Source organism: Seohaeicola zhoushanensis, assembly GCF_014656415.1.
Lineage (GTDB): Bacteria > Pseudomonadota > Alphaproteobacteria > Rhodobacterales > Rhodobacteraceae > Seohaeicola_A > Seohaeicola_A zhoushanensis.
In genome coordinates, this window is record NZ_BNCJ01000038.1 from 1 (window position 1) to 24,050 (window position 24,050).

The following is a 24,050-nucleotide window of genomic DNA, read 5'->3' on the forward strand; positions in this document are numbered from 1 at the left end:
AGACTCACCCCCGACCAACCCCGGAATCGCCACCAACTCGCGACGAAGAACCGAGGAGGACGGGGAAGGGCAGGCGTGTGCCGTATATATAGATAGAGGAGGAGTGACCTTCGCAGGTCCCGGCGGGGCCCCTGCCCTGCCCCCGGACAGAAGGTCCGGAGCACTGCGAGGGGCCGATCCCGGCGCCTCGCGTTGTTGTTGGTTCGGCCGTCTGCCTCAGCGCAGGGCCCTGGTGACCCGTTCGGCAAATCCGGCGAAGGCGGGCTTGTCGATCCAGCGCACGACCGCGACGAGATCGTGGTCCGGGTCGATCCAGATGACGTTGGACCCGACACCCATGGCAAAGAAGCTCGACCGCGTTGCGGCCGGCGCCTGGATGCCCTCGGTGTTGAGCCACCACATGTATCCATACGAGGGATTCAGGGCGCAGGGCGTCCGGCAGGCTTCGACCCAGGCTTTGGACAGGATCTGCCGCCCGCCCCATTCGCCATCGTGCAGCATCAGCTGGCCAATGCGGGCATGGTCGAGCGTGCTGATCCAGAGCCCGCCGCCCCAATGCGCCCCGCCCGAGACCGATTGCATTTGCCGCCCGTCGATCTCGACCCAGGAATTCTCGTAGCCGTGCCACTGCCAGCTGTCCGATGCGCCGATCGGATCCATGATCCGCTCTTTCAGCACCTCGGGGAGCGGGCGGCGGAACACCCGCAAAAGCGCCAGGGCCAGCCGGTTCACCCGGACGTCGTTGTATTCCCAGAGCGTGCCCGGCTTCTGCATCTCGCGCGCCACGCCCTTGGCGGTGGCGGCGCCCGGCTTGGCCGAGAGGTCACGGTTGTGATCGACGGAGTCGGGCTTGTCCCAGAGCGTGCCCTGCCATTCGCTGGTCAGCTGCAGCAGCTGCGCCCAGGTGATGTCGCGGTTCTGCTCGCTGTCGAAACCGCCATCGTCGACCAGCCGCCGCACCGGTTCGTGCACGTCCGGGATCAACCCGTCGTCCACGGCGAGGCCGGCGCAGAGCGCGAGATAGCTCTTGGTCGCGCTGAAGGTCATGTCAACACGCTCGACGTCGCCCCAGGACGCGACAATGCGCCCGCCGCGGAGGATCACCCCGCTCGGCTCGGCGCGATCCTTGACCGGGCCGATGATCTTGCAGACCGGCCAGGGCTCGGCAAAGTGCCCGTCGGCCAGGGCCGCGCCGATATCGCGATTCATCTTCGACTCGTGCGCCAGCGCGAAGGCCTTCGCCTCTTCGAGCGCCGCCGGGTCGAACCCCGTCTCGGCTGCCGCCGCGGTTTGCCAGTCGGACTTGTCAGGCCAATAGATCGTCATGCACCCTCGCATTCATTCGGTTTTCGTATCTGGTTGATGGGCCGGCCGTGCTCAGCCCGCGTCCGGCGCACTGGCCAGCGCGGCGCGTACCGTTTCGAGCTTGTTGACGAGGTGGCCCCGCAGCACTGCCCCAAGCCGCGCGGCATCGCGGGCCTTCAGCGCGGCGAGGATCTCCTCGTGTTCGGCCACGGCCTTCGCCCAGCGCTCGGGCGACATGTTTGCAAGGTAGCGCGCGCGGCGGACCCGGCCGGCGAGGCCACGCATGGTTGCCGAGAGCGTCGCGTTGCGGGCGGCAACCAGGATCACCTCGTGGATCGCCTGGTTGCATTCGAAGTAGGGCTTCATCTCGCCCTTGCGGTAATGCTCGACCATGCGGTGGTGCAGGCGTTCGACCTCGGCGATCTCGGCATCCTCGATGCTGGCGCAGGCGAGTTCGCCGGCAAGGGCCTCCAGCGCGCCCATGATCGGGAAGACCTCGTCGAGGTCATCCAGCGTCAGCGGGGCGACGGTGGCACCATAGCGCGGGGTCAGGCGGATCAGCCCTTCGTTGGAGAGCACCTTGATCGCCTCGCGCAGCGGCGTGCGCGACACACCGAGCCTGTCGCAGAGCTCGCGCTCGTTCACCTTGTCGCCCGGCGCGAGGTCGCCGGAGATGATCGCCTCGCGCAGGTGCTCGACGATCTGGTCGTGAAGCGAGACGCGCGGGATCTGGATGCCGAGGGTCATGACGCCTCCTTCATGGCTGCATCGCTGGAGAGGGCAAGGATACGCGCGACATGCAGCGCCTCGCGCCCGCCGAAATCGGCGATCTGGCTGCGGCAGGAGGTGCCGTCGGCGACGATGAGGGCGTCTTGCGGCGCGGCACGGACGGCCGGGGCAAGCGACAGCTCGGCCATGGCGCGCGAGACCTCGTAGGTTTCCGCCTGGTAGCCGAACGGCCCGGCCATGCCGCAGCACGAGGACTCGATCACCTCGACGGCAAGCTCCGGAACCGCGGCCAGCGCGGCCTGGATCGGCCCCATCAGGCCAAAGGCCTTCTGGTGGCAATGCCCGTGCAGCAGCGCCCGCGCCCCGATGGGGGCCAGCGGCAGCTCGAATCGGCCTGCCTTCAGCTCGCGCGCGACGAACTCCTCGAAGATCAGCACCTCGCGTCCCATCTCCCCGGTCCAGGCATCGCCCAGCAGCATCGGGGCCTCGTCGCGGAAGGTCAGCACGCAGGAGGGTTCCAGCCCGATCACCGTGCGGCCGGCGCGGATCGCTTCGGCGAAGACTTCGGCACTGCGGCGCATCTCTTCCTTCGCACGCTCCACCAGCCCGGCGGAGAGGTAGCTCCTGCCGCAACAGAGCGGGCGGGCGGCATCGGCGCCCTCGGCCGTGGCGATTCCCACGTCATAGCCGGCGCGCGTCAGCACCTTGACCGCCGCCTCGAGGTTCTCGGGCTCGAAATGGCGGCTGAAGGTATCCGCGAAGATCAGCACATCGCCCGTGGTCCTGGGATGGGCGAAGGGTTTGCGCCATTCGGGCAGCTTGCGCCGGGCGCTGAAGCCCAGCGTCTTCTCGGACAAAGCCGCGAGACCGGGCAGACGGTCGCGCGCATTGGCCAGCCAGCGCAGCCGCGAGGCCAGCGGGGCATAGCGCGGCAGGTTCGCCACCAGCCGCTCGCGCAGCGGCACGCCCCGCGCCTTCGCCCGCGCGGCCATCACCTCGATCTTCATCTTGGCCATGTCGACCGACATCGGGCATTCGCTCTTGCACGACTTGCACGAGACGCAGAGCTTCATCGTCTCCTGCATCTCGTCCGACTCGAAGGCCCCCGGCCCCAGCTGCCCGGTCAGCGCAAGCCGCAGCGTATTCGCACGACCGCGCGTCAGGTCACGCTCGTTGCGCGTGGCGCGATAGCTCGGGCACATGGAGCCCCCGGCGAGCTTCCGGCACTCGCCGTTGTTGTTGCACATCTCGGCCGCGCCCAGCAGGCCGCCGGGCCATGCGCCCCAGTCGAAGACGCTCTCGCGCGGCTCGGCCTTGTATCCCGGCGGCGTGCGGAACAAAGTGCGGTCGTCCATCTTCGGCGCGCGGACGATCTTGCCGGGGTTCAGCACGCCTGCCGGGTCGAAGCGGTCCTTTACCTCCTCGAAGCTGCGCACCATTCGCGCGCCGAACATCTTCTCGTGGAACTCCGAGCGCACGATGCCGTCACCATGCTCGCCCGAGTGCGATCCCTTGTATTCCGCGACGATCTCGAAGCTTTCCTCGGCAATGGCGCGCAACTGCCGCGCGCCCAGTTCCTGCTTGAGGTTCAGCACCGGGCGGACATGCAGCAGGCCGACCGAGGCATGGGCATACCAGGTGCCATCGGTGCCGTGCTTGCGGAACACGCCGGTGAGCCGGTCGGTGAATTCGGCCAGGTGTTCGAGCTCGACGGCGCAGTCCTCGACGAAGGAGACCGGTTTCCCCTCGCTGCGCATCGACATCATGATGTTGAGGCCCTGTGTGCGCACGCCCCAGATCCGCGCCTGGAAGGCCGGGTCCTCGGCCTCGATCACGCCGCCCTCCTTGCGGGTCGGATCGCCCCAGCGGAATCCCAGCTCGGCCATTAGCTCGCCCAGCGCCGTCAGGCGGCGGCGGTTCTCGGCGGGGTCGGGTTCGGCGAATTCCACCAGCAGCAGCGCCGCCGGTTCTCCGCGCACGAATTCCTCCACGATGGGGCGGAACTGCGGGATGTCGCGCCCGAGGCGGATCATGTTGTGATCCACCAGTTCCACCGCGACCGGGTCCAGCTTGACGATGTGCTGCGCCGCATCCATCGCCTCGTAGAAGGTCGGGAAGTGGCAGACCCCCAGCGCCTTTCGCTTCAGCGTCGGCGAGAGTTTCAGCTCCAGCCGCTCGCTCACCGCCAGCGTCCCTTCCGAGCCGACCAGCAGATGCGCCATGTTGTTGGTCGGCCCGTCCGGCACCAGCGCGTCGATATTATAGCCGCCGACCCGGCGCGACACCTTGGGAAAGCGGGCGGCGATCTCGTCGGCCTCGCGCGCGCCCAGTGCCAGCATGTCGCGGAAGAGCGCGTCGTTCACTGACCGCTCCACCGCTCCGAAGTGCCGCCGCTCGCCATTGGCCAGCATCCCGTCGATGGACAGGGTATTGTCCCGCATCTTGCCGTAATAGCGTGACCGCGAACCGCAGGAGTTGTTCGCCGCCATGCCGCCGATGGTGGCGCGCGAAGCGGTGGAGACGTCCACCGGGAACCACAGCCCGTCCCTGGCCAGCTTGCGGTTCAGCTCGTCCAGCACGATCCCCGGCTCGACCGTCACGCGCCTTGCCTGCGGGTCGTAGTCGAGCACACGGTTCAGGAACTTGGAGAAGTCCACCACGATGGCGTCGTTGATCGTCTGCCCCGACTGCGAGGTGCCGCCGCCGCGCGCCAGCAGCGGCACGCCCGAGGCCCGCGCGAAGGCAAGCGTCGCCTCCACGTCCTCCCATCGCTTCGGCACGACAACCGCGCGCGGCACGATCTGGTAGAACGAGGCATCGGTGGCATAGCGCCCCCGATCGAAGGCGCCGTCCAGCACATCGCCTTCGATTTCGCCCTTCAGTTTTCCGAGGTTCAGAGAGTTCAACGCGAATACCCTTGACTGTATTCATAATTCAAAATTCATATGAAACGAATGCAACGCGCAATGCAAGAACGATCACGGAGACCGAGACGTCATGAAATCTGGCCGCCATTTCCTTCAGATCCCCGGACCGACCAACACGCCCGAACGCGTCCATCGCGCCATGCACCGTTCGGTGATCGACCACCGCGGGCCGGACTTCGCGACGCTGGGCGCGGGGCTGCTCGAAGACCTCAAGGCGGTCTTCAAGACCGAAAGCCGCGTGGTGATCTATCCCGCCTCCGGCACCGGCGCCTGGGAAGCCGCGCTCGTCAACACGCTGGCACCCGGCGATCGGGTGCTGATGTATGAAACCGGCCAATTCGCCACGCTCTGGAAGAACATGGCGGCAAAGCTCGGCTTCGATCCTGTGTTCATGCAGGGCGACTGGCGCAGCGGCGCCAACGCCGAGGCCATCGGCGCCCAGTTGCGCGAGGACAAGGCCCATGCGGTGAAGGCCGTCTGCGTGGTTCACAATGACACCGCAACCGGCGTGACCAGCGACATCGCGGCGGTCCGCCGCGCGATGGACGAGGCCGGCCACCCCGCCCTGCTGATCGTCGACACGATATCCTCGCTCGGCTCCATCGACTTCCGCATGGACGAATGGGGCGTAGACGTCACGGTTGCCGGCTCGCAGAAGGGCCTGATGCTGCCGCCGGGCCTCTCCTTCAACGCCATCAGCGACAAGGCCATGGCGGCGGCCGAGGCCAATGGCACGCGGCGGTCGTATTGGGACTGGCGCGACATGGTCGGGCCGAACGCTTCAGGCTTCTTCCCCTACACCCCGGCGACGACCTTGCTCTACGGTCTGCGCGAGGCCCTCGACATGCTTGCCGAAGAAGGGTTGGAGAACGTCTTTGCCCGCCACGCCCGCCATGCCGAGGCCACGCGCCGGGCGGTGGCTGCCTGGGGGCTCGAGATCCTCTGCCGCAACCCGGCGGAATATTCGAACGCCCTGACCGCCGTGCTGATGCCCGACGAGAAAGGCGCCGACGCGCTGCGCAAGACCATCCTCGACGGCTTCGACATGTCGCTTGGCACCGGCCTGAACAAGGTCGCCGACAAGGTGTTCCGCATCGGCCATCTCGGCGACTTCAACGACCTCATGCTGATGGGAACGCTCTGCGGCGTCGAGATGGGCCTGAACCGCGCCGGGGTTGCCTACCAGCCGGGCGGCGCTCAGGCCGCGATGGACTATCTGGCGGCCAACGACTTGCCATAAGCGGCGGCCGGTTCGCGCGGGGGACACTCTCCCGCGCGCCTCCGCGCGCCCTCAGATGCCAAGTTTCGTGGCCGACAACTCCCGCGCCGCCGCCCCGATCATCTGGGCCAACCGCTTGACCACGGCCAGTTCGGGCTGGGACTTGGGAAAGAGAAAGACATACTCCAGGATGATCGCCGGTTCGAACCGACGGATTGCCATGCCCGGCCGCATGCTGGAAAGCGCGACGAACCCGTCCGAAATGGTGACCCCCAGCCCCCGCGCGGCAAGGTCGCAGCCGACGGTCCCATTCGGGGTTTCCAGACGAACTCGCGGCTTGGCGCCATGCTCGCGGAACAGCGTGTCGATGCGTTGCCTCAGAACCGTGCGCGGACTGTTCATCACCAAGGGCAGGTCGCGCAGGTCCTCGAAGGTCACGACCTCTTTTGCAGCGAGGGGATGATCCTCGTGCATGACGGCAACCGCGCGCGCCTTGGCCATCGACTCGAGGTTGAAGGCATCGTTGTTGATCGGCAGCACCGAGATCCCGAGGTCGAAGTTCGCGCGTCCGATCCAGAGTTCGATATCCTGGCGCGAGCGCGCGTCGATCGAGGCGGTGAAGTCCGGGAATTCCTCGATCAGCGTATCGAGGGATTCCGCCAGCAGCGCGTTGATGACATGGGGCGCGCTGAGGATGCGCACATGCTGGACCTGGCGGTTTCGGATCTTGCGGGCGACGTTGCCGACCTCATCCATGCCCGAAAGCGCGCGTTCGACCGTCGCATAGAACTCGCGGCCTTCGTGCGTGGGCAGAAGCCGCCGGTTCCTGCGCGCAAAGAGCGCGAACCCGACCTCGTCCTCGAGCGCCTGGAGCAGCCGGCTGATCTGCGGCTGCGTGCGATGCAGGGCAGCCGCGGCCTCGGTGATCGACCCATGCTCCATGAAGGCGCGGAATGCCTCCAGACCTTTCGCGTTCATCAGGCTCTCATATGCGCTTTCCGTATATAATGCTGCTAAATCAGAATTTGACGCATAATTCAAGTTGCCTAACGTGACAGCAGGGCAACGCGCAGATGACTCGCCCGAAGATGCACTCGACGACAAGGGAGACGGAATGTCGGATCATGACAGCAGTGGCGCAGCCTGGGTTACGGCGCCTTCGCGGTATTTCGAAAGCCGCAAGGCAGGCTATCGCTGTCCCGACCGGCCCTTTTCCGTCTACATCCCGATGCGCGACGGCTGCCGGATCGCCGCCGATATCCACCTGCCCACCGGCGGAGACGCCCCGGAAGGCGGTTTTCCGACGGTACTGGTCCTGACCCCCTACTACCGGCGCTTCGCCCTGGCAGCCGATGCGCCCGCGGGCACCGAGGCCGGCCCGAACATCGCAAGCTACCGCGACCTCTTCACCCCGCGCGGCTATGCCGTGGTGACCGTCGACGTCCGGGGAACCGGGGCCAGTTTCGGCACCCGCGACAGCTTCCGCTCGCCCGCCGAGCGCGAGGATTCGCGCGAGATCGCCGACTGGATCGTTGCCCAGCCCTGGTCCAATGGCGTGATCGGCTCGACCGGGGTGTCCTACCTGGGGGCTGCTGCCTGTTTTTTGGCCAGTACCGGCCACCCTGCCGTCAAGGCCATCGCCCCGCTCTTCGCGGTCTGGAACACCTGGGCCGATCACTACTATCCGGGCGGGGTGCTGCTCAACAAACTCGCCTCCAGCTATGACGAGCTGATGATCGGGCTGGACCACGACCGGCGCGACATCCTCGCCAACCTGCCCTATTTCAGCAATCCGCACTTTGCCGGCCCCCAGCCCGTCGACGGTGATGACGGCACGCTGCTGCGGCAGGCGGTGCAGGAGCACCTGGCGAACTTCCACATGCCGGACTTCATCACCGAGTTCCAGTTCGCCGACGACACGCTGCCCTACGATCCGGGCTTCAGCGCGCTGTCCTTCAGCCCCTGCCACTATGCCGATCAGATCTCGCCCGATGTGGCGATCTACTCCATCTCGGGCTGGATGGATGGCGCGGGTTTCTCAAATGGCGCGATCGCGCGGTACCTCTCGCTGCCGCGCAACAACCAGCGCCTGCTGCTCGGGCCTTGGGACCACGGTGCGCGCACCAACGTCTCGCCTTGGCGGGAACGTCCCGAGGCCGAATTCAACGTGCTCGCCGAGGTGCTGCGCTTCTTCGACGAGCACCTGATGGGCCTCGACACCGGCTTGTCGGAGGAAGACCCGGTCCACTACTACACCATCGGGGACGAGACCTGGAAATCCGCGAAAACCTGGCCGCCGGTCAAGACGCGCAAGTCGCTCCACCTCGGCGCGGGCGGGACCCTGGACGCGGCCCCCGGCGCGCCTGGCGACGAGAGCTTCCAGGCCGACTTCGCAGCCGGAACCGGCGCCAATACCCGTCACGAGCGCCTCGCCGCGATCAACACGACCGACTACTACACGGACTGGGCCGAGCAGGAGCGCGGGATGCTCTCCTTCACCTCGGCCCCGCTCGAAACCGCGGGGACCTTTACGGGCCACGCTGTCGTCGACCTTCACATCGCATCAAGCGAAGCGGACGCCGTGGTGCATGTCTACCTCTCCGAGGAAGGCGCGGACGGAAGCCTGCGCTATGTCACCGAGGGCGTGCTGCGCGCATTGCACCGGCAGGAAAGCGAAGCGCCGCCGCTCCAGAAGTGGAGCTGGCCCTACCGCGACTACAGCCGCGCGAAGGCCGCGCCGCTGGTGCCAGGCGAGACGGCCCGCCTGCGCTTTGCGCTCCTGCCCACCTCATGGACCTTCGCGGCGGGCAGCCGGATCCGGCTCTCGGTCGCCGGGGCCGACATCGACCACTACGTGCAGCTTCCCCACGGGCGCCCGCCGCGCCTGACGCTGAAGCTTGGCGGGCAGGACGGCTCGTACCTGGACCTGCCCTGGACAGAATAAGAATCGCACCACAACAAGGAGAGTACCTGAGATGATCGAAAGAAGCACAGTCCTGGCGGCGGCGATGTCCGTCCTGGCCGCCGGCCCCGCCTTCGCGGGAAAGGACACCGACACCTTTACCTGGACAACCTCCACCGAGATGGACACGCCGGACATCTACTACGGCAACCAGCGCGAGGCGCTGATCACCTCCTACGCCATGTGCGACAGCCTCGTGCATCGTGATCCGGTCACCAACGAATACCAGCCGCTGCTGGCAACCAGCTGGAAATGGACCGACGACAAGACGCTCGAACTGGAACTGCGCGAAGGCGTCAAGTTCCATGACGGCACCGATTTCGATGCCGAAGACGTCGCCTACACGCTGAACCACGTGGCCGCGCCCGACAGCGACATGAAGATCCGCGTGATCGTCGACTGGATCGACAACGTCGAGGTGGTCAGCCCCACCAAGGTCGTGATCCACGCCAAGGGGCCGACCCCGGCCGCGCTGGAATACCTGACCGGCACCTCGCCGATCTTCCCCTCGGGCCACTACGAGAGCGCGCCCGAAGTGCCTGGCGCCAACAATTCCACCCGCCGCGACTGGGGTGCGGTCGTGCCGGTCTGCACCGGCCCCTACAAGGTCACCGACTACCAGCCCGGCCAGTCGCTGACGCTCGAGAGGAACGACAACTACTGGGAGGGCAGCCCCAAGGGCAAGCCCAGCATCGGCAAGATCGTCTATCGCACCATCAAGGACCCGGAAACGCAGATCGCCGAACTGATGACCGGCGGCGTCGACTGGATCTGGGGCGTTCCGCCCGAAAACGCCGAGATGCTCGGCTCGATGGACAACCTCACCGTTGTCTCCGCGCCGACCATGCGCATGTCCTTCCTGTCGCTCGACGCCGCAGGCCGTACCGGTGCCGGCAACCCGATGACCGACGTCCGCGTACGCAAGGCCGTGGCTCATGCCATCGACCGCGAGGCGATCAGCAAGAGCCTCGTCGGCGAGGGCTCGGCGGTGCAGAAGTCGATGTGCGTGCCGGTGCAGTTCGGCTGCGAAACGGACGTGACGCAGTATGAATACGACCCCGCCAAGGCAAAGGCGCTGCTGGCCGAAGCCGGCTACCCGGACGGGTTCGAGATCGACTTCTTCGCCTATCGCGACCGCGCCTATTCCGAAGCGGTTCTGAACTACCTGCGCGAGGTCGGCATCAAGGCGAACTTCCAGTTCCTGCAATGGCGCGCCCTGCGGCCGCTGATTGCCGAGGACAAGACCCCGATGGCCCACCTGACCTTCGGCTCGAACGGCATCCTCGATGTCTCCGCCTCCACCAGCTACTACTTCAAGGGCAGCTCGGACGACTATGCCCGCGACGACGAGGTGCGCGCATGGCTGGATGAGGGCGACAGCACGACCGATCCGGACGCACGCAAGGGGCTCTATTCCAAGGCGCTCAAGAAGATCGCAGACGAGGCCTATTACCTGCCGCTCTTCGTCTACGGCCGGACCTACGCCTTCAACAAGGATCTCGACTACCCGGTGACCCCGGACGAAATGGCCCACTTCTACCTCGCGAAGTGGAAGTGACGAAAACTGCCCGCAGGGATCCTACCCTGCGGGCCTCCTAAGGAGTTCTCATGGCTGCGTTCATTACCAAGCGGCTCGCGCTCACGGTGCTGGTGATCATCGTCACCTCGATCGTGGCCTTCATGCTCGTCCACCTGTCAGGCGACCCAGCCGCGGCCATGGCCGGCGAAGGCGCGACCGACGCCGACATCGCCGCCGTCCGCGAAACCTACGGCTTCAACCGCCCGCTCTACGCGCAATACCTCGATTGGGTCGCCAAGCTGCTGCAGGGCGATTTCGGCCGGTCCTACTATCTGCGCATGGACGTGGGCGACGTGCTCGCCGAGCACATGCCGATCACCGCCACGCTCGGCGCCCTGGCGCTCGGCTTCGCGCTGCTGCTGTCGGTGCCGCTCGGCGTCTTCGCCGCGCTCTGGCCCAACACGATGATCGACCGCTTCTCGCTTTGGCTGGCAGTGGCGGGCCAGGCCCTGCCCTCCTTCCTCTTCGCGCTTGGGCTGATGTATCTCTTCGGCGTCTATCTGCGCTGGTTGCCGATCTCCGGGACTGGAAGCTGGCAGAACTACATCATGCCCGCCATCGCGCTCGGCTATTACGCCACGCCCGCGATCATGCGGTTGACGCGCTCGGGCATGATGGATGTGCTGCAATCCGACCACGTCCGCACCGCGCGCGCCTATGGTCTCTCGCCCTGGCGCGTCATCATCAAGCACAGCCTGCGCCACGCGATCATCCCCGTCGTTTCCCTTGCGGCAGTCCAGTTGGGTTTCATGCTCGGCGGCTCCATCGTGATCGAGACGATCTTCTCGCTGAAAGGCATTGGCTATCTCGCCTGGGAGTCGATCCAGCGCGCCGATATCGAGATCATCCAGGCCATCCTGCTGGTAATCGCCACCGCCTATGCGCTGCTGACCCTCGTGGCAGACCTTCTCAACGCGGCCCTTGACCCGCGCATCCGGGTGTCCTGACCGATGGCCAATTCCACCAATATCGCGCCGCTCTCTCCCGGTCAGCTGGCCTTCCGTCGTGCCCTGCGGCATGGCGGGTTCTGGACCGGCGGCCTCATCATCCTGGTGATCGTGCTGGCGGCGATCTTCGCCCCGCTGCTGACCCCCTACGACCCCGCGCTGCAGGACCTCACCCAGCGGTACATTCCGCCGGTCTGGTCGGAGAAGGGAACCTGGGACCACATCCTCGGCACCGACAACCTGGGCCGCGACTACTTTGCGCGCGTGCTCTACGGCACCCGCATCTCGCTGGGCATCGGCCTGCTGACCCTGCTGATTTCCGGCACCATCGGCGTCTCGCTGGGCATCGCGGCAGGCTATTGGGGCGGCTGGCCCGATCTCGTCATCAACTTCCTCATCACGATCCGGCTGACCCTGCCCGTCGTGCTGGTGGCGCTGGTGGTGGTGGCCCTGATCGGCAACTCGCTCACCCTGCTGGTGCTGGTGATCGGCCTCCTGCTCTGGGACCGCTTCGCCATCGTCGTGCGCAGCGCGACGCAGCAGGTCGCCTCGCGCGAATACATCACCTCGGCCCGCGCCATCGGCAGCTCGACCCCGCGGATCCTGTTCCGCGAGATCCTTCCGAACATCACCGGACCGCTGATCGTGGTCGCCTCGATCGAGATCGCCCATGCGATCCTGCTCGAAGCCGCGCTCTCCTTCCTCGGGCTCGGCGTGCAACCGCCGCAGGTCTCCTGGGGGCTGATGGTGGCCGAAGCCAAGAGCCAGCTGATGTTCCGCCCGTGGATGATCGCCATCCCCGGCGCCGCGCTGGTGCTGCTGATCTTCGCGATCAATCTCGTCGGCGACACCGTGCGCGACGTGACGACACCGGAAGGGAAGGCCTGAGATGGACGGACCGATACTCGAAGTCGCCGGCCTCCGGGTCGATATCCCCGTCGACGGCAGCACCCTGAGGCCCGTCCGCCGGGTCGACCTGACCGTGGGACGCGGCGAGACCGTGGCCATCGTGGGCGAGTCCGGCTGCGGCAAGAGCCTCACGGCGCTGAGCATCATGGGGCTGCTGCCCCGCAGCGCCCGGCCCTCCTCGGACCATGTCCGCCTCAAGGGCGAGGATATCTCGAAGGCCAGCCCCCGCCGCTGGCGCAAGCTGCGCGGCGACCGGATCGCGATGATCTTTCAGGACCCGATGACCGCGCTGGACCCCTGCTATCGAATCGGCGACCAGATGGTCGAGATCCTGCGCCAGCACCGCAGCATCTCGCGCAGCGACGCCCAGGCCCGCGCCGTCGAGCTGCTGGGCAAGGTCGGCGTTCCGACGCCCGAAGAGCGGCTTTCGCAGTTCCCGCACCAGCTTTCGGGCGGCCTGCGACAGCGGGTCATGATCGCGATGGCGCTGCTCTGCGAGCCGGAACTCGTCATCGCCGACGAACCGACCACCGCCCTCGACGTCACCATCCAGGCGCAGATCCTGCGGCTGCTGCGCGACATCCAGCGCGAAACCGGCATCGGCCTTGTCCTCATCACCCACGATCTCGGCGTTGTCGCCGGCGTCGCGGACCGGATCGTGGTGATGTATGGCGGCGAAGTGGTCGAGACCGGCACCTGCGACGAGGTGCTCGGCGCGCCGCTGCATCCCTATACCGAGGGGCTCCTGCGCTCGATCCCGGTTCCCGGCGAAACCCGGCAGGGCGAGCGGCTGGGCTTCATTCCCGGTGTCGTTCCCCGGCAATCCGGAGAGCAGACCAGCTGCGGCTTCCTGAAGCGCTGCCCCTACGCGATGGCGGAATGCGCCGGCGGGCCGGTGGCGATCCGGGACATAGCCCACGGACGCGGGGTGCGCTGCCTGCTGCCGCCCGACCCCGGCGCACGCGACCCCGGCCTGTGGACACGGTTCGAGACCGAGGAGGTGGCATCGTGACCAGTGATGCGCTGATCATGCGCGGCGTCACGCGCGACTACCCGGTTGGAACCGCTTTCGGCCGCAAGCAGACGTTGCGCGCCCTGCGCGGGATCGACCTTACCGTCGGCAAGGGCCGCACGCTCGGGCTGGTCGGCGAGTCGGGCTGCGGCAAGTCCACGCTCGCCAAGATCCTGCTCGGCGTCGAACAGGCCAGTTCGGGCGAGGTTCTGGTGGAGGGCCGCCCGATATCCGGATACGGTCGCCTCGAACGCGCCGGCCTGATCCAGCCAGTGTTCCAGGACCCCTACTCCTCGCTCAACCCGCGGATGACAGTGGAAACCCTGATCGCGGCGCCGCTCGCCGTGCGCGGCATCGGCGACAGCGCCTTGCGGCGCCGGCGCGCCCGCGAGATGGCGGCCCTGGTCGGCCTGCCCGATCACCTGGTCTCGTCCTACCCGAGCCAGCTCTCGGGCGGGCAGCGCCAGCGCGTGGCAATCGCCCGCGCCCTGATCGGCGAGCCGCGCATCCTGATCTGCGACGAGCCGACCTCGGCGCTCGACGTCTCGGTACAATCGCAGATCCTGAACCTGCTGCACCGGCTCAAGAGCGAGCTCGACCTGACCATGATCCTCATCAGCCACAACCTCGCCGTGGTGCATCACCTCGCCGACGAGGTGGCCGTCATGTATCTCGGGCAGATCGTCGAAAGCGGCCCGAGCGCCGAGGTCTTCGCCCGCCCGCGCCATCCCTATACCGAGGCCCTGCTCAAGGCGGTCCTGCCGCCGCGCGCCGGGGTTCGCCTTCCCGAGCTCGGCCTCGAGGCCGAGTTCCCGAGCCCGCTGAGACCGCCCTCGGGCTGCGCCTTCCACCCGCGTTGCCGCGTCGCTGACGGTCTCTGCGCGGAACGCGCACCCGAACGCGACGGCACGAACCACAGCTTCCGCTGTCACCACCCGCTTGGCGGGGGAGACCAGGCGGCTGCCATGACCACCCCGGAGACAGCATGACCCCCTCTGAAATCGACCTTGTCATCACCGATCGCAGGACCTTCGCCGCAGGAACCACCTTTGGCGAGGCCGGCGCCTATGAAATGCTTCGGGGGCGCGCGAGGTTCGGCGTCGACCCGCAAGCCGAGGCGCAATCGGCGGTCTGCGACATCACCCTTGCGCCGGTCGACGACCGCGGCCTCGTCCGCTTCGAGGCCGATTTCGCCATTCTCCGGCCCGTCGACCTGCCCCGCGGCAATCGCCGGGTCTTCTTCGACTACGGCAACCGCGGCAACAAGCGCGCCCTGCAGTTCTTTAACGACGCGCCTCCGACCAACGTGCCGACCACCGCCGCCGATGCCGGCAACGGCTTCCTGATGCGGCGCGGCTATTCGGTCGCCTGGCTCGGCTGGCAGGGCGACCTGCTGCCCGGAGACGGTCGAATGCTGCTCGACGTGCCCGTCGCCACCGAACAGGGGCGCCCGATCACCGGGACCGTGCGCGCCGAATACATCGCGGTGGAGGACGGCCGTAAGGTATTCCCGCTCAGCACCCTCACCTCGACCCGCAGCTACCCGGCCGCCTCGCTCGACACCAGCAAGGCCCGCCTGACGCGCCGGCGCTACGCGCTCAGCCCGCGCGAGGAGATCCCGCACCACCGTTGGGCCTTCGCGCGGCTCGACCAGGGCGGCGGCGTCGATGGCCAAGGGCTGGAACAGGCGGTCATCCCCTCCGACAGCCACCTCTATCTGCCCGAAGGCTTCGAGACCGGCTGGATCTATGAACTGGTCTACGAGGGCCGCGACCCGCTGGTGCTGGGCCTCGGCCATGTCGGCGTGCGCAACTTCGTGAGCTTCCTGAAGCATGGCGAGACCGACGCCGGCGGCAAGGCGAACCCGCTCCGCGACAATGGCGCCGCCGTCGAGAAGGCCTATGCCTGGGGGCGTTCGCAAACCGGGCGCTGCATCCGCGATTTCCTGCATCTCGGCTTCAACGCAGACGACCAGGGCCGCCGCACCTTCGACGGGGTGATGCCGCATGTCGCCGGGGCCGGCAAGATGTGGATGAACCACCGCTTTGCCAACCTCGTCCTGCTGCCGGGACAGGAGCACGAGAACCATTTCTCCCCCGCCGACCGCTTCCCCTTCTCCTACGCACGGTCGAAAGACCATCTGACCGGGCAGGAAGGCGCGATCCTGAGCCGGCCCGAGACAGACCCGCTGGTCATCCACACCGACACCGCGAGCGAATACTGGCATCGCCACGCCTCGCTGGTACACACCTCCACCGACGGCAAGGACCTGGCCCTGCCGGAGAATGTCCGGATGTATCTCTGGGGCAGTTCACAGCATTTCGCCGCGCCCATCGTGCCCGCGCCGTCGAAGGGGATCGCACAGGAATACTTCAACATCGTCGCCACAAGCATGTTCTTCCGCGCCCTGCTCGACCGGCTCGACGCATGGGCCACCGATGGCACCCCGCCCCCGGCAAGCCGCATCCCGATGCGCGCCGACGGCAGTCTGGCGACCCATGACGAATGGAGCGCGGCCTTCCCGGCGATTCCCGGCGTCGTGACGCCGCGCGGGCCCAGTTCGCTGGAACTGCTCGACTTCGGCGAGGGGATCGACCGGGGCCTGGTCACCAAGGAGCCGCCCGAACTGGTCGATGGCAAGACATACGCCGTGCTGGTACCCGCCGTCGACCGGGACGGCAACGACATCGCCGGACTGCTCGCCCCGATGGCCCAGGCACCCCTTGGCACCTACACCGGCTGGAGCGTGCGGCAACGGCGCTACGGCTCCGGCGCGATGCTGGGCATCACCGGCAGCTACATCCCCTTCCCCGACGACGAGGAGGAACGCGCCCAGACCCGAGACCCGCGCCCCTCGGTCGTTGAACGCTATGGCGATGCCGAGGGTTATGTCGCTGCCATCGCCGCAGCGGCCCAGGCGCTCGCCGCCGACGGGCTGATGCTCGACGAGGACGTCGCCCGCAGCATCGCAGAGGCAAGCGACTGGGGCCGTCCTCGCCACGATGTCCGCCTGCCGCGCAATCCGATGGAGAAGGCATCATGACCTCTCGCGGAATGGTCGTCTGCCCCCAGCCCGAGGCGGCAGAAGCCGGGGTGGAGGTGCTCCGCGATGGCGGCAATGCGGTCGACGCCGCCATTGCGACCGCCTTCGCCCAGACGGTGGTCGACCCGCTGATGTGCGGCATCGCCGGCTTCGGCTCGATGGCGCTCTGGCTCCCGGAAACCGGCGTGAACCATTACCTCGATTTCCACGCCACAGCACCGGCGGCGGCCCGCCCCGAGATGTGGGAGGACCTCCTCGAGGGCGAGACCCGCGATGGCTTCGGCTTCATCCTCAAGGGCCGGGTGAACGACATCGGCTATCAGTCGATTGCCGTCCCGGCGGCGCTGCGCGCCTACGAGGATGCCCATCGCGCCCATGGAAAGCTGCCCTGGGCACGCGTCGTCGAACCGGCGATCCGATGGGCCGAGGAGGGTTACTTCATACGCCCCGCTATGGCCGCATTCTTCAGCGAAGGTTCGGCCATGGGCCGCGCCGCAACGGCGGAACGGCTGGCCTACAGTGACGGCGGGCGCGCGCTCTACTGCACGCCCGAGGGCACTCCGAAACCCGTGGGCGCGCCGGTGCGCAACCCGGACATGGCCGAGACCCTGCGGCAGATCGCCAGGGAAGGGGCCGACACCTTCTATTCCGGCGACATCGCCAGCCGGATCGTCGCCGACATGGCCGCCCATGACGGGCTGCTCACCGCCGACGACCTTGCGGCCGTGCGCAGCCATCGCACCGATCCGCTCTATGGCACCTATCGCGGCCGGCGCATTTCAACCAACCGCCCCCCCGGCGGCGGGGTGATGCTGCTCGAAATGCTCAACATCCTCGAGAACTTCGACCTCGCGGCGCTGGGGCACAACAGCCCCGACTACATGCAGGTGGTCTGCGAGGCGATGCGGCGGGCGACGATCGACAAGGACGCGCGGGTCGGCGACCCGGCCTTCATCGACGTGCCGCTCGACGAGCTGACCTCCAAGGACTATGCCGCCACCCTCGCCGCGCAGATCCGCAACGGCGAACGGGCGGTGGTGCCGCGCGTCGGCGCCGACCACGTGTCGCGCGATACCACGCATATCTCGGTGGTCGATGGCCAGGGCGGTTGCGTGTCGATGACCCATTCGCTCGGGATGCCTTCGGGCGTTGTCACCGACGGGTTGGGCTTCATGTACAACGGCTGCATGGGCGTCTTCGACCCCCGCCCCGGCCGTGCCGGCAGCATCGCGCCAGGCAAGTCCCGCTTCAGCGCCATGTGCCCGACCATCGTCTTCGAGGGCGACCGCCCGTCGCTGGTGCTCGGCGCGCCCGGCGGAACCCAGATCGTGATGGGCGTGCTGCAGGTGATCCTCAACGTCCTGGATTTCGGCATGTCGCTGTCGCAGGCCGTCGCCGCTCCGCGTTTCTCGGCAACCGGCAATGTCATCGACGTCTCGAACCGCATCCCGCGCTACGTGACGCGCGAACTCGAAGCGCGTGGCGAAACCGTCGTGCGCAACCCGGTCGGCTATACCATCGGCTGGGTCCATGGCGTCCGCATCCACGGCGACCAGCTGGAAGGCGCTGCCGATCCGGGACGCGACGGCGTCGCCTACGAGGCCTGACGACCCATCAGCGAGACCGTGCAGGACGCCTTACAGGCGTCCCGGCTGATTACGCGCGCTGGCAGGCTCATGCCTCTTGCGCCACGGATGCCTTCTTGCGCCGGTCCACCTCGTCGAACTGGTGTTCCTGCTCGGCGCCCCAATGGGCCACGGTGAACTGGCCGACCGCCGCGCGCAGCTCCTTCATGCGGCTGCGGCGCTCCTCTTCGGGCATCTTCATCGCCGCGAGGATCGCGGAATCCATCGAGCGGTGGGAGAAGGGGTTGGTGACCACCGCCGAATGCAGCTCGACCGCCGCGCCGGCGAATTCCGACAGCACCAGCACCCCGTCGCCATCGACCCGCGCCGAGACGAACTCCTTGCAGACCAGGTTCATGCCGTCGACCAGCGGGGTGATCCAGGCGACATCGGCGGCAAGGTAATACTTGATGAGATCGTCGAAGGGGATCGCCCGCGAGATCAGCGCCACCGGTTGCCATTCCAGCGTGCCGAAGCGGCCGTTGATCCGCCCCGCCGTCTCCTCGATCCCTGTCTGGATCGGCGCATAGGCCGACATGCTCCGGTCCGCGCTGACCGAGACATGCATCAGCTTGACGTTGCCGCGCAGCTCGGGGTGTTCCGTCAGCACCCTTTCGAAGCTTTCCAGCTGCTCGACCCCGCCCTTTGTGTAATCGGTGCGCCCGACCGACAGCAGCAGCTTGCGCCCGTGCTGCGACTCGCGGATGCGCTGCGCATCGGCCTGCACCTCGGGGTCCGCGGCCCGGCCCGAGATGAAGTCGAAGTTCACCCCCACCGCGGCGGCACTGATGGCGATGCGGCGGCCCTCGTAGGCCAGCATGGTCGGCGCGCTGCGCTCGCTGAGCGCGGTGCCCTCGGAAATGCGTTCCGGCCCCAGCGCCGCGCGCGAGACGGTCTCGACGTCGAACATGCTCCGCGCGACCGAGACGAAGTTCGCGGCATAGCGGGGAATGTGGAAGCCGACGATGTCGCATTCCAGCAGGCTTGCGATGATCTCGCGCCGCCAGGGCAGCACGTTGAACATGTCGGCCCCCGGAAACGGCGTGTGGTGGAAGAAGGAGATGGTCACGTCTGACCGCAGCCGGCGCAGATAGCCCGGCACCAGCCAGAGGTTGTAGTCGTGGATCCAGACGCGGGCGCCATGGGCGGCCTCGCGGGCGGCGGCCTCGGCAAAGGCCCAGTTCACCTCGCGGAAGGTCGGCCAGTCGACCGGGTCGTAGTTGAACTTTTCCTTGAAGCTGTGGAGGATCGGCCAGAAGGCCTCTTTCGACGACACATGGTAAAAGCTCGACACCTGCTCGTAGGTCAGCGGCAGGCGCGAGACATTGTAGGTGCCATAGGCGTCGGACACCTCGATGACCCGCTCGAAGTCGGGGTTGGCCGGGTCCTCGGCCAGCTTCCAGGCGATCCACGAGGCGCGCTCGGCGGTGCCGAAGAAGCTCTTGAGGGTCGGGACGATCCCGTTCGGGCTGCGGTTCTCGCGCAGGGTCACCTTGCCGTCGACCTCGACCTCTTCATAGGGTTGCCGGTGGTAGACGATGACCAGGTCAGACGGCATCGGACAATATCTCTCCGCTTTGGGCGTGAAGGTTGAAATGGGCGATCGCCTCGGCGATCCCGGCTGCGCCCTGCCCCTGGGCGCGCAGGATCTCGGGGCGCGAGGGCAGCGCCTGCAACAGCGGCGCCTCCGACCCGCCGACCGCAACGGCATAGGTGCCGGCCACCAGCATCGAGAGGTCGTTGAGCGTGTCGCCTGCCGCGAGGGTGCGCGAGACCGGCACCCCGAGGTGGTCCAGCAGCCGCAGCAGCGACGGCCCCTTGCTGACGCCGGGCGGCAGGACATCGAGGAAGCGGTTGTCCGAGATCAGAACATCGAGCCCCAGCTCGCCGACGATCTCATGCGCGACCGGGTCGAAACGGTCGGGGTCGTAGTGATAGCTGACGCGATAGCGGAACGGGGTCTGCTGGAGCGCCAGCCCCGCCACGTCCTCAAGCCCCGTGCGCACTCTCTCGCCGCTGTCGTTCCAGCGGGTGGCAATCTCGTGTTCCAGGGCCTCGATCGGCGCGATGCTGCGGTCGGGGGCGACGCGGGCGATCGTGGTGCCGACATCGCCGATGATATACTCGGGCCAGGGCAGAATGCCCTCGGCGCAGGTCTGCCCGATGAACTCCGGGTCGCGCCCGGTGACGAAGATCAGGCGCACGCTGTCGCGGTTGTCCTCGATCCAGCGGTAGAGGCTGGCGCGGTCTTCGGCGCTGCCGCCAAGGAAAGTTCCGTCCAGGTCGGTCGCCAGGGTGAAACGGCCATCGTCCGATGAAGTATTGTCAAAGCTCATGCCAGGTCTCCTCCACCGGTCAACTGCCCGGCCTGCGCCGGGTGCGACAGCAGGATGTCGAGCGCGCGCGGCTCGCCCTGGATCGGCCGGGTCCAGAGCTCGGCAAAGGCCTGCCCGATATCGGCGCCACCGTGCAGGATGCTATGCACCGTCTCGCAAATCGGGATCGACACCTTCAGCCGCCGGGCCAGCTCGACGATGGAGACGGCATTCACCTCACCCTCAACCACCACCGGCTTGCCGTCGAAACAGGCGGCGCGCGGTGTGCCCTGCCCCAGCTGCACCCCCAGCGACATGTTGCGCGAGGTCTGGCTGGAACAGGTCAGCGTCAGATCGCCCGCCCCGGCCAGCCCGGTCACGGTTTCGCGCCGCCCGCCCAGCGCCTCGGCCAGCTGTTTCATCTCGTCCATGCCCCGCGTTATCAGCGCCGCGCGGGTATTCTCGGCAAAACCCGCGCCGGTCATCATCCCGCAGGCGATCGCGATAACGTTCTTGACCGCGCCGCCGATCTCGACGCCGACAAGGTCGTCTGAAATATAAGCCTTGAAGAAGCCGGTGCTCATCGACAGCGCCAGCCGCGCGGCGGGGCTGCTGTAGGGGTCGAGCCGGTCGGCATGGGTGAAATCGAAGGCCACCGTGGCGGCGGTGAAATGCCCGAGCGCCGTTTCGCGCGCGAAGGTCGGCCCCGAGATCGCCCCGACCCGCGCGTCGCGCAGCTCTTCGGCCACGACCTGCGACATCAGCAGGCCCGTGCCCGGCTCGATTCCCTTGGTGCAAACCGCGACCGGGGTGCCGGCCGGGATCAGCGCCCGCACCTGCCGCGCCGTCTCGCGCACCGCAACAGAGGGCACCACCAGCAGAACCGCATCGGCCCCGACCAGTGCCTCGGCCGGATCGGTCGTGGCCTTCAACGCGTTCGGCAGCGGGATACCCTGCAGGTAACGCGGGTTGCGCGCGGTCCGGTTGATCGCATCCACCACCGCGGGGTCACGCCCGATCAGGCGCACCTGGTGCCCGGCGCGCGCGCCCACGCTCGCCAGCGCCGTTCCCCAGGCCCCTGCCCCGATCACCGCGATCCGCGAATAGGGCCGGGTTTCAAGTCTGTCTGATTGCGGTTCTGCGTCCATGGGCTCCTGCTGTCTCTACTACACACGATAACGGCGTATGCCTTGGGAAGGTTCCTCGACAGGTTGATTGGTGAAGGCCCCTTACCTACAGGCTGAGGCCGGAGGTTCAACCTCTGGAAGGCATAAAAACGACATTTTTGACGCATTCCGACGCGGTTTGCCCAATAGCTGCGCAGCTTGAAAAGACAGTGAAGTCTGCGTTACCGGGCAGCTTGCAGGCCCGAACGCCTTGGGAAACAACGTTCAAGCACCTGATAAAAATAGATAAATTTAGACGAAATTCACCGGCATGCCTGCGCCATCCCTGCGCGGCGGCGCGCCCGGCGAATTGACAAGCCCGCAAAGGCATGTCGTTTTTTGACCTCGAACGTTAAGATCACGAACAGGGGGCCGCCCACGCATGGCGGCACAGCGGCCTTGAGCACCGAGAGAACAGACCAGGACCGGGACTGGTGGCGCGGCTGCGTCATCTACCAGATCTATCCCCGCAGCTTCCAGGACGCCAATGCCGACGGCATCGGCGACCTGCGCGGCATCGTCGAGCGCATGCCCTACCTCGCCAGCCTCGGCGTGGACGCGATCTGGATCTCACCCTTCTACACCTCGCCGATGAAGGACTTCGGCTATGACGTGAGCGATTTCTGCGACGTCGACCCGATCTTCGGTACGCTCGCCGATTTCGACGCCGTGGTCGCCGCCGCCCATGAACACGGGCTGCGTGTGATGATCGACCTCGTGCTGTCGCATACCTCGGACCAGCACGCCTGGTTCACCTCCAGCCGCGCCGCGCGCGAAGGGCCTCATGCCGACTGGTATGTCTGGTCCGACCCCAGGCCCGACGGCACCCCGCCGAACAACTGGCTGTCGATCTTCGGCGGCCCCGCCTGGCACTGGGAGCCCCGGCGCGAGCAGTATTTCCTGCACAACTTCCTGACCTCGCAGCCCGACCTGAACCTGCACAGCGAGGCGGTGCAGAGCGCCCTGCTCGGGGTCATGCGCTTCTGGCTCGACCGGGGTGTGCAGGGGTTCCGGCTGGACACCGTCAACTTCTACTTCTGCGACCGGGAGTTGCGCGACAACCCGCCGCTGCCGCCCGAGCAGCGCAACGCCATCCTCGCGCCCTCGGTCAATCCCTACAATTACCAGTCGCACATCCATTCCAAGAACCAGCCCGAGAACCTCGACTTTCTCGCGCGGCTGCGCCGCTTGCTCGACGAGTACCCCGGCGCCACCAGCCTGGGCGAGATCGGCGACGCCCAGCGCGGGCTGGAGCTGATCGGCCTCTATACCACCGGCACCCGCCACCTGCACATGTGCTATGCCTTCGAGTTCCTGGCCCAGGAACCGCTGAGCGCCGCCCGCGTGGCCGAGGTACTCTACAAGGCCGACCATCTGGCCCGCGACGGATGGGTGACCTGGGCCTTCTCGAACCACGACGTGATGCGCCATGCCTCGCGGTGGGGGCTTTCGCCCGCCGCACAGCGTCTTTGCGCGACGCTGCTGCTCTGCCTGCCCGGCTCGGCCTGCCTCTACCAGGGGGAAGAGCTTGGCCTCGGTCAGGCAGACCTTGCCTTCGAGGATATCCAGGACCCCTACGGCAAGGAGTTCTGGCCGGAATACAAGGGCCGCGACGGCTGCCGCACGCCCATGGTCTGGACCGGAACCGAGCGCAACGGCGGCTTTACCGAGGGCGATCCCTGGCTGCCGATCAGCCAGGAACACCTGCGCCACGCCGTCGACATCCAGGAAAGCGAACCGGGCGCGATCCTGCACCACTACCGCCGCGCCCTCGCCTTCCGCGCCGCGCACCCCGCCCTGCGGTCGGGCCGGCTGGATGGTGTCTACGTCTATGGCGACGTGCTCCACTTCCGCACCGCGACCGAGGCCGAAACGCTCTACTGCGCCTTCAACATGTCCGACACGCCCTCGACCCATAACCTGCCCACCGGCGACTGGGAGATCATCGGCCAGGAGTTGGGCGCCGTCAGCATGAGCCGCGACGGCATGTTGCACATGGGACCCTGGCAGGTCTGCATCGCCCGGCAGGCCAACGCGCCACTGCCCGAGGGAGTGCCTGAAGGACATTGAAGGCGCTCGTGGCCAGGCGTTTGGTCAGGGCGAACCGAATGGGCGACGGCTTGGGCGGATCCGAAGCTATGCGCCCAAATCCCCTACAAAAGTCAGGCTGCTCTCAGCAAGAGAAAGACCACAGCTTTTGGCTGAAGTGGTGCCGGGGGCGGAATTTGGAAACAAATAGTTTCAATGGGTTATGTGAATAGCCCCGCGTTTCTTAGACGCCTTCGTGTCTCAGTTTCTGCTGCCGCTCGAAG

General features: G+C 67.1%; 17 protein-coding genes. 10 read left to right on the top strand and 7 right to left on the bottom strand.

The window, feature by feature from the left end:
• Positions 1–216: 216 nt before the first annotated feature.
• The 3 genes from IE266_RS25565 to IE266_RS25575 are packed head-to-tail and all read right to left on the bottom strand — an operon-like array spanning position 217 to position 4,940.
• The gene (locus IE266_RS25565; RefSeq protein WP_189682975.1) at positions 217–1,326 is read right to left on the bottom strand and encodes a serine hydrolase domain-containing protein; all 1,110 of its coding nucleotides are present in this window, start codon (positions 1,324–1,326) and stop codon (positions 217–219) included.
• A gap of 51 nt (positions 1,327–1,377) precedes the next feature.
• Positions 1,378–2,052, bottom strand: a complete 675-nt coding sequence (locus IE266_RS25570) for a GntR family transcriptional regulator (RefSeq protein WP_189682976.1) — start codon at positions 2,050–2,052, stop codon at positions 1,378–1,380.
• The gene (locus IE266_RS25575; RefSeq protein WP_189682977.1) at positions 2,049–4,940 is read right to left on the bottom strand and encodes an FAD-binding and (Fe-S)-binding domain-containing protein; all 2,892 of its coding nucleotides are present in this window, start codon (positions 4,938–4,940) and stop codon (positions 2,049–2,051) included. The genes IE266_RS25570 and IE266_RS25575 overlap by 4 nt, the downstream gene beginning before the upstream one ends.
• Before the next feature lie 91 nt (positions 4,941–5,031).
• Between IE266_RS25575 and IE266_RS25580 the strand changes: the two genes are divergently transcribed.
• Positions 5,032–6,201: a pyridoxal-phosphate-dependent aminotransferase family protein gene (locus IE266_RS25580; RefSeq protein WP_189682978.1), complete on the top strand. Its 1,170-nt coding sequence runs from the start codon at positions 5,032–5,034 to the stop codon at positions 6,199–6,201.
• Between the two features lie 51 nt (positions 6,202–6,252).
• On the opposite strand, the gene IE266_RS25585 is transcribed toward IE266_RS25580, so the two are convergent.
• Positions 6,253–7,158, bottom strand: coding sequence for a LysR family transcriptional regulator (locus IE266_RS25585; RefSeq protein WP_189682979.1), 906 nt, complete (start codon positions 7,156–7,158; stop codon positions 6,253–6,255).
• A gap of 136 nt (positions 7,159–7,294) precedes the next feature.
• Here IE266_RS25585 and IE266_RS25590 point away from each other — a divergent pair, with 136 nt between their 5' ends.
• From IE266_RS25590 to ggt, 8 genes are read left to right on the top strand one after another with little or no spacing between them, the layout of a single operon-like run.
• Positions 7,295–9,124 (top strand): CocE/NonD family hydrolase, encoded by a 1,830-nt coding sequence (locus tag IE266_RS25590; RefSeq protein ID WP_189682980.1) that lies wholly within the window; start codon positions 7,295–7,297, stop codon positions 9,122–9,124.
• A gap of 31 nt (positions 9,125–9,155) precedes the next feature.
• Complete coding sequence (locus IE266_RS25595) at positions 9,156–10,700, top strand: ABC transporter substrate-binding protein (RefSeq protein ID WP_189682981.1); 1,545 nt, start codon at positions 9,156–9,158, stop codon at positions 10,698–10,700.
• A gap of 50 nt (positions 10,701–10,750) precedes the next feature.
• Positions 10,751–11,668 carry an ABC transporter permease gene (locus tag IE266_RS25600; protein ID WP_189682982.1) on the top strand — a complete coding sequence of 306 codons (918 nt, stop codon included), beginning with the start codon at positions 10,751–10,753 and terminating at the stop codon, positions 11,666–11,668.
• A 3-nt stretch (positions 11,669–11,671) separates the two neighbouring features.
• The gene (locus tag IE266_RS25605) at positions 11,672–12,556 is read left to right on the top strand and encodes an ABC transporter permease (protein ID WP_189682983.1); all 885 of its coding nucleotides are present in this window, start codon (positions 11,672–11,674) and stop codon (positions 12,554–12,556) included.
• Between the two features lies 1 nt (position 12,557).
• A complete protein-coding gene (locus IE266_RS25610) occupies positions 12,558–13,589 on the top strand; it encodes an ABC transporter ATP-binding protein (RefSeq protein ID WP_189682984.1) in 1,032 nt (343 codons plus the stop codon).
• A complete protein-coding gene (locus IE266_RS25615) occupies positions 13,586–14,578 on the top strand; it encodes an oligopeptide/dipeptide ABC transporter ATP-binding protein (protein WP_229864494.1) in 993 nt (330 codons plus the stop codon). The genes IE266_RS25610 and IE266_RS25615 overlap by 4 nt, the downstream gene beginning before the upstream one ends.
• Entirely contained in the window at positions 14,575–16,632 is a 2,058-nt protein-coding gene (locus IE266_RS25620; RefSeq protein WP_189682985.1) for an alpha/beta hydrolase domain-containing protein, read from the top strand. The genes IE266_RS25615 and IE266_RS25620 overlap by 4 nt, the downstream gene beginning before the upstream one ends.
• A complete protein-coding gene (ggt, locus tag IE266_RS25625; RefSeq protein ID WP_189682986.1) occupies positions 16,629–18,239 on the top strand; it encodes a gamma-glutamyltransferase in 1,611 nt (536 codons plus the stop codon). Before IE266_RS25620 ends, ggt begins: the two co-directional genes overlap by 4 nt.
• Before the next feature lie 67 nt (positions 18,240–18,306).
• Here the strand turns inward: ggt and ggpS are convergent, their stop codons facing one another.
• The 3 genes from ggpS to IE266_RS25640 are packed head-to-tail and all read right to left on the bottom strand — an operon-like array spanning position 18,307 to position 21,720.
• Complete coding sequence (gene ggpS, locus IE266_RS25630; RefSeq protein ID WP_189682987.1) at positions 18,307–19,815, bottom strand: glucosylglycerol-phosphate synthase; 1,509 nt, start codon at positions 19,813–19,815, stop codon at positions 18,307–18,309.
• Positions 19,805–20,593, bottom strand: coding sequence for an HAD-IIB family hydrolase (locus tag IE266_RS25635; RefSeq protein ID WP_189682988.1), 789 nt, complete (start codon positions 20,591–20,593; stop codon positions 19,805–19,807). Before IE266_RS25635 ends, ggpS begins: the two co-directional genes overlap by 11 nt.
• The gene (locus IE266_RS25640) at positions 20,590–21,720 is read right to left on the bottom strand and encodes an NAD(P)H-dependent glycerol-3-phosphate dehydrogenase (protein ID WP_189682989.1); all 1,131 of its coding nucleotides are present in this window, start codon (positions 21,718–21,720) and stop codon (positions 20,590–20,592) included. Before IE266_RS25640 ends, IE266_RS25635 begins: the two co-directional genes overlap by 4 nt.
• A 417-nt stretch (positions 21,721–22,137) precedes the next feature.
• Between IE266_RS25640 and IE266_RS25645 the strand changes: the two genes are divergently transcribed.
• Positions 22,138–23,808: an alpha-amylase family glycosyl hydrolase gene (locus IE266_RS25645; protein WP_189682990.1), complete on the top strand. Its 1,671-nt coding sequence runs from the start codon at positions 22,138–22,140 to the stop codon at positions 23,806–23,808.
• Positions 23,809–24,050 lie beyond the last annotated feature (242 nt).